At 51.0% G+C, this 12784-nt stretch carries 12 protein-coding genes; 6 read left to right on the forward strand and 6 right to left on the reverse strand.

Features of this window, described 5'->3' with window-relative positions:
* Both ABYW01_RS05035 and ABYW01_RS05040 read left to right on the forward strand, forming a co-directional pair.
* Nucleotides 1–802, forward strand: an 802-nt coding sequence (locus ABYW01_RS05035) for a cation diffusion facilitator family transporter (RefSeq protein ID WP_372831412.1), incomplete at its 5' end; no start/stop codon positions are given.
* Complete coding sequence (locus ABYW01_RS05040; RefSeq protein ID WP_372831413.1) at nt 803–1408, forward strand: YigZ family protein; 606 nt, start codon at nt 803–805, stop codon at nt 1406–1408.
* On the opposite strand, the gene ABYW01_RS05045 is transcribed toward ABYW01_RS05040, so the two are convergent.
* Both ABYW01_RS05045 and ABYW01_RS05050 read right to left on the reverse strand, forming a co-directional pair.
* Entirely contained in the window at nt 1375–3033 is a 1659-nt protein-coding gene (locus tag ABYW01_RS05045) for a SulP family inorganic anion transporter (RefSeq protein WP_372831414.1), read from the reverse strand. The two genes, ABYW01_RS05040 and ABYW01_RS05045, sit on opposite strands and share 34 nt — an antisense overlap.
* Nucleotides 3034–3123: 90 nt before the next feature.
* On the reverse strand, nt 3124–4410 hold the full coding sequence (locus tag ABYW01_RS05050) for a L,D-transpeptidase family protein (protein WP_372831415.1): 1287 nt from the start codon (nt 4408–4410) through the stop codon (nt 3124–3126).
* A 229-nt stretch (nt 4411–4639) separates the two neighbouring features.
* Here ABYW01_RS05050 and ABYW01_RS05055 point away from each other — a divergent pair, with 229 nt between their 5' ends.
* Complete coding sequence (locus ABYW01_RS05055) at nt 4640–5659, forward strand: GGDEF domain-containing protein (RefSeq protein WP_372831416.1); 1020 nt, start codon at nt 4640–4642, stop codon at nt 5657–5659.
* A 98-nt stretch (nt 5660–5757) separates the two neighbouring features.
* On the opposite strand, the gene gor is transcribed toward ABYW01_RS05055, so the two are convergent.
* The gene (gene gor, locus ABYW01_RS05060; protein WP_372831417.1) at nt 5758–7113 is read right to left on the reverse strand and encodes a glutathione-disulfide reductase; all 1356 of its coding nucleotides are present in this window, start codon (nt 7111–7113) and stop codon (nt 5758–5760) included.
* A 215-nt stretch (nt 7114–7328) separates the two neighbouring features.
* Between gor and xthA the strand changes: the two genes are divergently transcribed.
* Nucleotides 7329–8144, forward strand: coding sequence for an exodeoxyribonuclease III (gene xthA / locus ABYW01_RS05065; protein ID WP_372831418.1), 816 nt, complete (start codon nt 7329–7331; stop codon nt 8142–8144).
* A 12-nt stretch (nt 8145–8156) separates the two neighbouring features.
* On the opposite strand, the gene ABYW01_RS05070 is transcribed toward xthA, so the two are convergent.
* Nucleotides 8157–9101, reverse strand: a complete 945-nt coding sequence (locus ABYW01_RS05070; RefSeq protein ID WP_372831419.1) for a universal stress protein — start codon at nt 9099–9101, stop codon at nt 8157–8159.
* Between the two features lie 237 nt (nt 9102–9338).
* Between ABYW01_RS05070 and ABYW01_RS05075 the strand changes: the two genes are divergently transcribed.
* The gene (locus ABYW01_RS05075) at nt 9339–9752 is read left to right on the forward strand and encodes a DUF2892 domain-containing protein (RefSeq protein ID WP_372831420.1); all 414 of its coding nucleotides are present in this window, start codon (nt 9339–9341) and stop codon (nt 9750–9752) included.
* A 246-nt stretch (nt 9753–9998) separates the two neighbouring features.
* On the forward strand, nt 9999–11276 hold the full coding sequence (locus ABYW01_RS05080; RefSeq protein ID WP_372831421.1) for a GGDEF domain-containing protein: 1278 nt from the start codon (nt 9999–10001) through the stop codon (nt 11274–11276).
* Nucleotides 11277–11285: 9 nt separating this feature from the next.
* Here the strand turns inward: ABYW01_RS05080 and ABYW01_RS05085 are convergent, their stop codons facing one another.
* Nucleotides 11286–12575: a DUF1302 family protein gene (locus ABYW01_RS05085; protein ID WP_372831422.1), complete on the reverse strand. Its 1290-nt coding sequence runs from the start codon at nt 12573–12575 to the stop codon at nt 11286–11288.
* Nucleotides 12572–12784: outer membrane lipoprotein-sorting protein (locus ABYW01_RS05090; protein ID WP_372831423.1), on the reverse strand; the 213-nt coding region annotated here is incomplete at its 5' end. The genes ABYW01_RS05090 and ABYW01_RS05085, both read right to left, overlap by 4 nt.

The raw sequence follows: 12784 nt of genomic DNA on the forward strand, positions 1-12784 counted from the left end.
CACACCTGAGTGGCCTGCGCTGGTGATTGCAGCCTTATCCATTGCGGGTAAAGAGTGGATTTTCCATTACACCATGCGCGTGGGCAAGGCGATCAAGTCCGATCTGGTTATTGCCAATGCCTGGCACAGCCGTACCGATGCGCTGTCTTCTATTGTTGTATTGATTGGTGTTGCCGGTGCCATGATGGGGGTTTGGTGGCTCGATGCACTAGCCGCACTGGTCGTCTCTGTGATCGTCGGTAAAATTGGCTGGGAAATGACTTGGGATAGTATCAAGGAGTTGGTTGACACTGCCTTGCCGGAGGAAAGCATCGCGGCCTACCATGATGTGGTCATGCAGGTCGAGGGGATCCTTAATGTCCACAGCTTTAAAAGCCGAAAGATGGCTGGACAGAGTCAATTGGAGATGCACATACAAGTATCTCCGACCCTTTCAGCATCCGAAGGTCATTACATCGGCGACACTGCGATCTGCCGCCTTCAGGAAGCATTCGAAGACGTGGGCCATGTCATCTTCCATATCGATACCTACGATGACGAAACCGAGCAGGTGTGTAAAACACTCCCATTACGCGGCGAAGTTGAGCGCGAGATTAATGCAGGACTCTCACAGATCGCACCGGATCTGGCAGCACCTCTGCGTCTGGTCCTGCATTACAATGATGGCATCGATGCAGAACTGTTCTTCGCATCCGACTCGTTATTGAATCCAACGCTTGCCAATGAGCTGAAAGCAGCCATGGATCACCCTGCTTGGCTAGAAAACGTGAGTATCTGGATCAGTAATGATGGACAACGTTAATTGAGTAACTATCAACGTCCAAGCCATCGTCAACAAAGTGAACTGATCATCAAAAACAGCCGCTTTATTACGACGATGGCACCCACGCCCGATAAAACCAGCGCCGATGACTTTGTTCAGCAGTTACGCGAAGAACATCCTTCTGCCAATCACAACTGCTGGGCCTATGTCGCGGGTACTCCTGATGATTCAAGGCACTGGGGATGCAGCGATGACGGTGAGCCCAAAGGAACGGCTGGCCGCCCAATGCTCAACGTACTCTCACATAGCGGTCTGGGAGATATCAGTGTCGTCGTTACCCGGTACTTCGGGGGCATCAAGTTAGGTACTGGTGGTTTGGTACGGGCGTACAGTCAGGCCGTGCGCGAAGGTCTCGACGTACTCGAGCTAGAGAACGTGGTTGCCAAAACACCTATACAGATCAGTGCAGACTTTTCTATGACCGGTCAGCTTGAATACTTACTGGGTCAGTTCGATGTGAATATCACCCAGCGTGACTGGCAAGCTCAATTGTTGATTGAAGGGTTGATCGAGACGTCGAAACTGGAGGATTTCCAGCAAGCCCTCCAGCCTTACTCGGCAATTACTCTATCCAAATGCGAGTAAGCCGCCTCCAGCGCGGGTTCGCGCTGCTCATGTAAGCAGCGCTCAGGTAACAACCGCAATATTTGCATCCGCGACAACACGTTGTGCACGACGTCGTTCGTGCCGATAACATAGACTTCACGGCAGGCCGCTTGTGAATCGATAATCATATCTTCGATCGCCATGGCAGTGGACACATCAATCATTGGCACCCGACTGAAATCCAAAATGAGTGCATCATGTTTCTGCGCCTGCTGTAGCTTCTGGATGATCCCTTTGGCCGCACCATAACTGACAGGCCCATTAAAGTGGTAGAGCAAAATGCGTCCGGCCGCTTGTCTTAGTACTTCGTTTTCACGCGCACTGAGCAAATCATGCTCGTCATCAGCATCACTGATCACCTGAACGGCTGCTATCTGCGTGTCCGCCAGCCGCTTAACCGTAATAATATTTGCCAGAAACACGCCAGCTAATACCGCCGTTACCAGATCAACAAATACGGTCAGGCCAAATACCAGCAGCATTAGCACGACCACAAACATCGGGGCCCGATGTAAGCGCTGCAGGAACTTCCAATCGATGATATCGATCCCTACTTTGATCAGAATTCCCGCCAATACCGCATGAGGGATATTCTCTGCCAACGGCCCTGCGCCCAGTACAATCGCTAACAAAGCCAACGCATGAACACTGCCCGAGATCGGTGTCTTACCTCCGGCACGAATGTTCACCACCGTACGCATCGTTGCTCCCGCGCCGGGCAAACCACCAAACAAACCCGCAACCATATTACCAACCCCCTGCCCCACCAGCTCGCGATCCGAGTTGTGGTGGGTTTTGGTCATATTATCTGCAACTAAAGAGGTCAATAGGGAATCCACAGAGCCTAATGCGGCCAACATCAATGCCGCCTGCACCATCTCCTGAAACAGATCCGCATTGAATGTCGGCCACTGCAACGATGGCAGGCCGGTTGGTATCTCGCCTATGACCGTCAGGGAACTGTCCCGCAGCAAGAACAACGACAGCAACGTACCGATAATCAGCGCAACCAAGGGTGAGGGGATCAGCGTGGCTAACCGGCGTGGCCAGAAAACAAGGGTCGCCAGTGATAGCAAGCCTAAAAACAAGGCGCTGAGATTAGATTGTTCAATAAATACCGGGAGCGCCTCAACAGCATCAATCACCCCGCTGGGTGCGGCGTGTCCCAGCAACGGCCCAAGCTGGAGCAGAATAATAATCACCCCAATACCACTCATAAACCCGGATATCACCGGAAATGGCACTAACGTGATGTATTTCCCCAACCGTAACAATCCGAACAGTGCCTGAAACGCGCCGCCCATAATAACCACAGTAAAAGCCAGTATTGGCCCGCTGTTGGGATCAATCGCTACAAACTGGGTAAAGACGGCCGCCATGACAACGGTCATAGGCCCTGTCGGGCCGGATACTTGAGAGGGTGTACCACCGAAAAGCGCAGCAAAAAGGCCCACGAAGATTGCGCCGTAAAGGCCTGCAATAGCCCCCACACCGGAAGAAACGCCAAACGCCAGCGCCAATGGCAAGGCCACCACAGCCGCCGTCAGGCCACCATAAAGGTCTCCACGAATATTGGACGTACTGAATCCCGAAATCAGCTGCACCCCTAATACCCCTATCCTGCGGCGGGCAAATAAGCAGTCTACGCAGCGAAGCGGTTCACCGTAAATCCTTACATGGTCGAACATTAGGCCCTAGTTAGTGACCGTATCATCAACATCAGGGGGAGGTTTTGCTGCAGTGAGCTGCGCGAGTTCATTCGGATCCCTGCGATAGATATCGGCGCGGAACTGTAATACTCCGCTATCCCTATCTACCCAAGCCGTCCGATACCGTGTAAAGATCTCCACGTCACCCGGCAGATCAGAAATACTGGCTGCTTCTGTTTCCAGCTGAGTATCCAGATAGGACAGCGGTTGAGCCTCGCTTTTTTCAAGTAGCAGTTGCGCCAGTAATCGTGGATCTTCGATCCGAATACAACCGGAACTGAATGTGCGCCTTGGCTCATCGAACAAATGCTTGCCCGGCGTTCCATGCATATAAATAGAGAAATTGTTCGGAAAGATAAACTTTAATTGACCAAGCGGGTTTGTATTACCCGGGGGCTGCCAGAAGCGGTACTGTTCAGATAACGCACCACGATAAAAGTGGGACATATCCAGCTCTTCAACAGCCACAACATTCGGTTGCTGATGCCAGCCCTTCACTAACTTTACACCCAGCTGATCAAACTGCTCCCGCTGCTCCAACAGCTTGGGCAGGATATCTTCAAACGCAATTCTGCGCGGCACATTCCAGTCCGGATTGAATTCCAGCGCTTTTAAGGTGCTGTTGATGACCGGGGTTGGCCGCTCCTTGCGCCCAACAATAACCCGCATCTCTACGATGAGCTGATCATCGCGATAGTAACGTAGCTGATAGTCTGGAATATTGATTTCAATGTAATCGCTCTGCAGTGCTACCTGATCGACCTGCTCTCGCTGTCTGTTGACCAAAAGCTGCTGCCAACGCTTACGCGGAGAGATATTCAACGCACGACGCGTATCCGGCCCAACAATGCCATCGACTTTCAACCCATGCCGGCGCTGAAACGTAACAACCGCAGATGTCAGTCTGGAGTCAAAATATTGCCGATTGGATACCGGATGGTCATAGGGATAATCACCCAGTGCTCGCAGGCGTTCACGTATCCGTCCGACCTGAGCATGCTGCCTCCCCTCTCGCAGCAGATACCGTCCAGTCAGAGGGGCCCAGCGTCCGGTTTGAGCCAGTTGCCTGTAATGCTGGATAGCGGCATCCATCGAATTGAACTGCGCAGAGCTGTGCGTCTGATGATCTGTAAAACCCAACCAATCCGTGGACTGACTCTCAGTTTCACACAATGCTGACCGTTCATTAGACCCGCAAGAAACGTCTATTCCATGACCCATTGTCGCCCAAAAAAGCAACACAAATGATGCGGGTAGATAGGCAATTTTCATTGTTCCCGTCTCCCGTAAAAAAACCTGAAGTAATCAGATTAGCAGCCGATACCTCTACCTGAGGAACTAATAGGCTCCGCTGTATTCATTCAGGGGTACAAATCAGTTTAGCAAAGCCTTATTCTCTTTTTTGGCTAAGAGTTAATTTATAGGACGGCGCCGCACAGGATGATTGCGGGCTTTCCAGGGTAAACGCGTTGCAGTTTTAGATTAACGCGTGAGGGGTTGTATGAAATTCGCTGAAAACACCGGTCAAGCTGCGGAGTACCTGCGGCAAGCGATACCACTAATGGTGAAGCACAATATTCCACCAAATCCACTTAACTATGCATTGTGGTATACCTATGTATCCAACCGTGTACCGGAACTGAATCAGGAACTGGATAAAACACTGACGACCTATGGCACCTGCCCAAATCTGGTTGGCGAGCAGATGTTCCGCCAGCATATGATTAAAGATGAGGTCGACAGCGCAGAGAACGTTCAAGCCGGGTTAATCGCCCTGGTGAATGATCTGCATGAACATGCGTCCGAGACGGCTGAAGAAACCAAAAACTATTCCAATACGCTGCAAGATAGCTTGGAAGCCCTTAAGGCAGACGGCGGTCCGGCGCTGCCTCTGGAAAGTATCATCCAGACTCTGGCGCGTAAAACGCAGGATATCAGCGATAGCACTCAGCGCTTTCAAACGCGTATCGATGATGCGCAGTCAGAGATCGAATCCCTGAAAGCCGAACTTGAAAAAACACGTCAGGATGCGCGCGTCGATCCCCTCACCGGATTATTTAACCGACGCGTCTTTGAAACCGAGCTGGGCACCCTGCTTTATGGTGGTAACGCCGGTGCAGTCACGCTGGTGATGGTCGACGTCGATCATTTCAAGAAATTCAATGACACCTACGGCCATCTGATGGGCGATAAAGTGCTGCAATACGTGGGCAAACTATTACGTGATTTCTGCCCTGAGCCTATGTTAGCGGTGCGCTATGGCGGTGAAGAGTTTGCGGTGATCATGCCTGCGCTGACAGCAAACAAGTCGGCGGAACTGGCAAACGCGTTACGAGAGAAGATTCAGGCGATCCGCATCAAGCAGAAAAAATCAGGCGAAGTCATCAGCTCGATTACTGCGTCCTTTGGTGTCGCTGAAAGCCGTCAGGAAGATTCAATCAACACCCTGATTGAGCGTGCAGATAAAGCGCTGTACAGCGCGAAGGAAGGCGGGCGTAATCAGGTCAAAATTGCACCCTGATCCAAGCTTTTATGTCACCAAATAAAAAGCGGGTAGCCTGAGCTACCCGTTTTTTTATTTGGTGAGCGCTGAATTCTCAGCGCGCCTGAAGCGTTACCTTACTTAGCAGGCTCACGCATCGTGACAAACTCTTCTGCCGCCGTTGGGTGGATACCAATCGTAGAATCGAATACGGCTTTGGTGGCCCCCGCCTTCAGCGCAATGGCAATGCCCTGAATGATCTCACCTGCATCCGGCCCGACCATGTGCACACCCAGCACTTTGTCACTGTCACGATCAACCAGCATCTTCATAAATGTCTTCTCGTCACTGCCGCTCAGTGTGTGTTTCATGGCACGGAAATTGGATTTGTATACATCTACATTTTCGTATTGCTCACGCGCCTGCTCTTCCGTCAGGCCCACCGTGCCAATATTTGGCTGGCAGAATACCGCGGTTGCAATCAGATCATAATCCACTTTCTGATCCTGACCACCATAAAGGTTACGTACCAACGCCATCCCTTCAGCCAGTGCAACAGGGGTCAGCTGAACCCGGTCAATCACATCGCCAATTGCGTATACAGAAGGCACGTTAGTCTGGAACTGGTCATTCACTACGATCGCGCCATTTTTACCCTGCTCAATACCCAGCGCTTCTAATCCCAGGCCCGTCACTTTCGGATTACGACCCGTAGCATACATAATTGCGTCCGCTTCAACGGTAGATCCGTCAGTTAGGGTCGCCAGCAACGAACCGTCGGCCTGCTTTTCAATCGCGGTAATATTGGTATTGAAACGCAGATTGATATCTTTCTTCGCGACCTCTTCTGCAGTGAACTCACGCACTTCGTTATCAAAACCGCGCAGGAACATTTCACCGCGATAGATCAGATCCGTTTTTGCACCCAAGCCGGCAAAGATGCCCGCAAACTCAACGGCGATGTAACCGCCACCCACCACAATGGCTCGTTTCGGAAATTCATCCAGATAGAACACTTCATTGGAACTGATAACATGTTCGCTACCCGGAAACTCCGGTACGTTTGGCCAGCCGCCTACCGCAACCAGAATCCGTTCTGCTGTATAGGTTTTGTCGCCCACTGCAACCGTGTGCGCATCCACCAAGGTCGCGCGCCCATGAATCAGCTCACAACCAGAATTGACCAATAGGTTGTTGTAGATACCGTTCAGACGCTCGATCTCTTTGGTCTTGTTGTCACGCAACGTCGGCCAGTCAAATTGAGCTTCGCCTGAGGTCCAACCAAAACCACGTGCATTCTCAAAATCTTCAGCATAATGAGAAGCATATACAAACAGTTTTTTAGGCACACAACCTACGTTCACACAAGTGCCGCCCAAATGACGGTCTTCGGCAACGGCGACTCTTACACCCATCGCTGCGGCCATACGTCCAGCACGCACACCACCGGAACCGGCACCAATTACAAACAGGTCAAAATCAAAATCTGCCACAATGCGGCTCCTTCTGCTCAATATAAGTTGCGGGGATTACTCTAGCGTGTGACGCGACAATCTACCAATAGAAAACCGCTAACCGAAAGATTGCATCTCTCTATCACCATCACGCTAACCACTTAAACAGCATAACTTTTTTTGTGGGCATTACTCACCAACAAACTTCATTTGGTACACTGTGTTGCATCTTTTACCCCGGAGATCAACTTCAGATGAAACTCATTTGCTTCAACGTTAACGGCCTGCGTGCCCGCCTGCACCAGCTAAAAGCCGTGATCGACAAATACCAGCCTGATGTAATCGGTATTCAGGAAACCAAGGTTTCAGATCCAGAATTCCCGGTTGCTGATGTCGAAGCGCTGGGCTATCACGTTGAGTTTCACGGCCAAAAAGGACACTACGGTGTGTGCCTGATCTCAAAAGAGAAGCCACTGACGTTGCAAAAGGGTTTCTCCGGCGATGCCGAGGATGCACAACGCCGTATGATCATGGGTGAATATAACGACGGAAACGGCGGTACTGTACTCATTCTCAACGGCTACTTCCCTCAGGGCGAAAACGTGGATCACGAAACCAAGTTTCCGGCAAAAGAGAAGTTTTACGCGGACCTGCAGATCCACCTACAGGAAAACTGCGATCCGACAAAACCGATTGTCGTAATGGGTGATCTGAATATCTCTCCGGAAGACATTGATATCGGCATCGGCGAAGACAAGCGTAAGCGCTGGCTACGGACTGGCAAGGCCAGTTTTCAACCGATTGAGCGTGAGTGGCTTGGCACCTTACAAGGCTGGGGACTGACTGATACGTTCCGCCACTTGTACCCGGATAATAATGAAACCTTCAGCTGGTTCGATTACCGCTCGAAAGGTTTTGATCGTGAGCCAAAACGCGGCCTGCGCATTGATGGCATTTTGGTCACCGATACATTACTGGAGAAGTGTGTAGACGCCGGGGTAGATTACGAAATTCGCGGAATGGAGAAACCATCTGATCACGCGCCACTTTGGGCCGAGTTCAAACTGTAAACAAGCCGCTGTCTATTCTTCATAGTCCGTCGGGCAGACAAAGCCCGGCGGTTTAACCACCAACAGATCACAAGGTGATGAACCCAGCATCCGCTCGACGGTACTGCCACTTAGAATTCGCTCTAACATCCCTTTCGCCACATGCCCTACCACCAACAGTGACACCGGAATTCTCTGAGCATAGTCTGGCAACACCTTGTGCGCCTCGCCTTCCAGAATACTCACTTCCGGACTGCCGATACCTAAACCATAAGGCTCCAACACCGTATCGATACGATCGCGATGCTCTTGCAACACCTTGCTTTGTAACGCTTCGTAATCGGTCACCACATGTTCATCAAAAATTGCCGAATGAGGCAATGCATGAAAGCTATGAACCACCCGCATCTGGCTTCCAAGTATTAATGCCATCTGCTGCGCCATATCCAGCACCGCATTATCCAACGCAACAGGTTCCGGGCAAGGGTGAAACGGATCTATACTCGCTGCCAGACCTATCTGATCTGGCCAGCCTTGCTTCCTCGCTAGCAGCAGTGGTACCGGGCACTCACGAATCAATGTCCGTTCAGCATCCGGGGAGAACAGCTCTGTGACCATATTGTGATGACTCACGGAGGTGATCACCAGATCCGGCTCAAAACGCTGTATTTTTCGCATGATTCCTTCGACCAGATGAGGCTCCCAATATACATCCAGCCCCACCTTGATCTGCTGCGCTTCAAGCTGCGCGGCTATTTTTTCTATCTTTGCCTCAACACCTTTCACGTAACCATGCTCTGCGTGCAGCTCGGCTTGTTTATCGAACAGATAATCTCGATGCAGCTCGCGACTGTAGACAGAACAAAATAGCTCAACTGATGCGCCACACAACTGTGCAAGTCGACCCGCCCTGGCCAATAGTGACGCATTATCATCTTCCGGGCTGAGTTGAACGAGAATTCGCTGTATACCGGACATGGGCGATTCCCAGAGAGTTTCAGAATATGTAAGAAAGCTTAGCTCATTCTTGTATGATCGCTCGCCATCTACATATCCCGCCCAGCAGTCGGTTTCCGTTATGTCATTTCAGAATAGAACCTACGCTATTTCTAAAAAATCAGGTCTAAAAACCAACTTTATATTAGATATTATTAATATATAATATAAGACAATTCTAATTTCACTCTATGTTCTGAATTCAACAGGGATTACACAATGACTATCAATGCTGCACTTCGCCTGATGGCGGGTACCGTTATCATTGCCAGCCTGGCTCTGGGCACATACGTCAATGAATATTGGTATTACTTAACAGGTTTTGTTGGCCTGAACCTCTTTCAGTCGGCATTTACCAAGTGGTGTCCGGCAGTCGCAATCTTCCAGATGGTTGGGCTGAAGGCAGAATCCTGCAGCACCGGAGGCATGACAGTTAATCAGGGCGTGCACATCATCGCAGGCCTGATCGTCATGGCAACGGTTGCGGCCGTCCTGTTTGCAGGCATGACCAGCCAGCTGCTGATCGTTACAGCCGTTGTGGGTGTGAGTCTGGCTCAATCCTCTGTAACAGGCTGGTGCCCGGCAATCATGATCGCTCGTCTGGTTGGTTTCAAACAGACAACGGCAAACTGAGTACCCCGCCCCGGACGCGTTTGCTTAACCCCGGGGCACGCTTCAACACACTCCTCTATCCGGAGCTTTACACCGCCCTTTGTGGCGGTGTTTTTTATTCCGCACAATGATTCAGCTGCCCTTTCCCCGCTCGGCTCACAAATTCCCAATCAATTCATCAAATCCGTCGTTCAGAAAAGGTAATTACGGCCGATGTTGTTTACAATATTCAGCGCTAATACCTTTGAATCACATAAGGAAACTCGGTTGGCCATTCGTCTTCTCAATCTTCTGGCTCCGGCAACGATCCTATTTATCGCAGTTGCACTACTGATAGATCCGGTTTCTCTGCTTTCTACCGCCAACAAAACATTTCTAGGTCAACTACCTTATGCGCTGGCTCTGGTTGTTGCACTGCTTGCCTATGGCTTTAACCGTAATCAGATTCTCTTTGCAACACTGAACCTGATCAGCGGTTATCTGATGATTCAATTGGGATTGCAGGTCAGCCTCGACCAACCGAATGCCTACGTCCTATTCAGCATACTGAGTATCCTGCTACCGATTAATATCACGTTTATCGCAACCTATAGTGAAAGAGGCTTGTTTACACCGCTGGGACTGACACGTCTGGCTGGCGTGTTACTGGGATACCTGTTGCTTGGATTATTGTGGTCCAACGATTCGCTGGCAGCACAACTGCCCAACCTACCGACTAATATGTTCGAAATGTTCTTCGCCGAGCGTTTCCTGAGCAACATGTCTGCCGTATTTTATGGCGTGGCCCTGCTGACGACCCTGATCTATTTTGTTACCCAGCGAGGTCACGGCAGTGCGGGGGTGTTAATCTCTCTGGTTGCCAGTCTGGGCATGTTTATCTGGTTTGACCTGCCAAATATATCGACGCTACTGGTCACCGCAGCACTGATCGCGATGGGGATTGCGGTTGTCCAGAACAGCCACAAAATGGCCTATCTGGACGAGCTTACGGAAATACCCGCGCGCCGCGCCTTGCAGGATAAGCTGGCAACATTAGGTAAGCGTTATACGCTGGCAATGGTCGATATCGATCACTTCAAGAAATTCAACGATACCTACGGGCACGATATTGGGGATCAGGTGCTGCGTATGGTGGCGGCTAAGCTGGCGTCCGTCAGCGGTGGCGGGAAAGCCTATCGCTACGGTGGTGAAGAATTCACGCTGGTATTTCCGGGAAAAGACGAAGCTCAGGCATTGCCGTTTGTTGAGCAGTTACGTGAACTGATCGCCAACTATCCGCTGTATATTCGTGACGAGCAGCGCCCTGAAGATAAAAAACGGGGCGCCCAAATGCGTAAACAGAAAGCAAAGTCAGACCATACCAACGTCACCATCAGCATCGGCGTATGTGAGAAAACAGATGAACATCTGGATGCTGCGGCCGTTATGAAACAAGCCGACAAGGCTCTGTATGAAGCAAAGAACAACGGCCGCAACCAATCGGTCGCGGCGCATTATAAACCAGAAGCACCCAAGCGCCGTCGAACGCGCAAAGACTACGCATAATCGGTAACATCAGAAGCTGTAACGCAGCCTCGCGTACACACTGCTGGCATCTTCAAACTGCCCAAAGAAAGTGTGGTCTTTGTCGCCCAGAAAGATATTTGCGCCTGTTACCAGCGAGGTACTATCGTCGAAACGGTAGGTGACTGACGGGCGCAAGAACATATCCTTATCGGATGGCGACCAGTAGTTAAACCAGGACAAAATCAGATTGTCCTGCATCATCCGATACGTCAGCCGCAAGGTCCATACATGGCGTTTTTCATCCGGACGATAGCGAGAGTTACTATCCGTCAGTTTTAACGCAGAGTAGTCCTGTATCCACTCCAGATAGTACTGGGTTGCAGCGGTCAGATTAGCCACGAGTTCTTGCTCGTATCCCATCAGCACTCTCAGCTGATCATTTGGCACCCGAGGATCATCACCACGATGATCTTCACCTTCATACCAACCCAGCTCTGCATTCGCGATGCCTGCTCCCAGATTTCCCCGTACACTGGCTCCGTAGGTGTTCAGACGGCTGAAGTAAGCCTCACCTCCGGCTGTCATCGCGTTAGGCTGCTTCCAGAAGCCACGATAGGCATACAGCGCCCACTCTGTACTCGCCTGGGTACCATACAATCGTAAGGCCAGCTCACCGTTATCCAGGGTCTCGTCAGGATCAACCGGCACCAAATGCTGAGCCGTTTGCTGTCCACGCATGGCATCAAAGTAGGAAAAGCGCTCTCCGTCGATAAAGCGGTCACTGGTAAATAACGGAGTCCATACCAGATCTATATTCGCAGCTTCGTTGTAATAGCTGAGCTTGGCGCTAGCAGAGGGCGCTTTCAGATACTGATCGTCACGACCGGAGAAATAGGACACCCAATCTTTGGGAAACATATCGTTAATAAATAACAGATCTCCCGTCCCCCATGTCAGTATCTGCTGCCCGATACGCAGGTCGAGGTTCTGGCCCGGACTGATATCCAACAGCGCCTCTCGCAACTCCCCGTGCAGCCCATGTTCCACCCCATCAGCATATAAGTCTGCCTTCAGGCTGTAGCGGGAGTCACCGATGTAATCAGCGATTTCCAGCTGAGCCCGCATATCCGCCAACGTCAGATCTTCGTCTGGCAACACCGGATCACTGTCCAAACGTGCGCCGGCAGACAGCTCAACAAAACCATGCCACGGGGTACTTTCTTCCGCTTCCTCCCAGCTGTCATCGCCCCACTCTTCCGCAGCCAGTAACGGCTGACACAGGGTCGTAGTGGCTAACAAGGCCGGAAGCAGATGCTTCAGGACCAACACCCTATTCATGATTTCGGCCTCTTAAGCCACTCCCGTGGTAATTTTCGCAACGAACGTTCGGTAAACACGGAGCTGTCCATACCAACATCGTACTTGATGAAACGAAACTCCATGGTTGTTTCACCACCAGAGACCAGATCGCTCACGCGGGATTTCGTCACGGTTGGGTGCCCCTGAACATCTTTGACTTCCAGTACCTCTACCCGACGATAAAGACG

This window comes from Pontibacterium sp., assembly GCF_041587635.1.
Lineage (GTDB): Bacteria > Pseudomonadota > Gammaproteobacteria > Pseudomonadales > Balneatricaceae > Pontibacterium.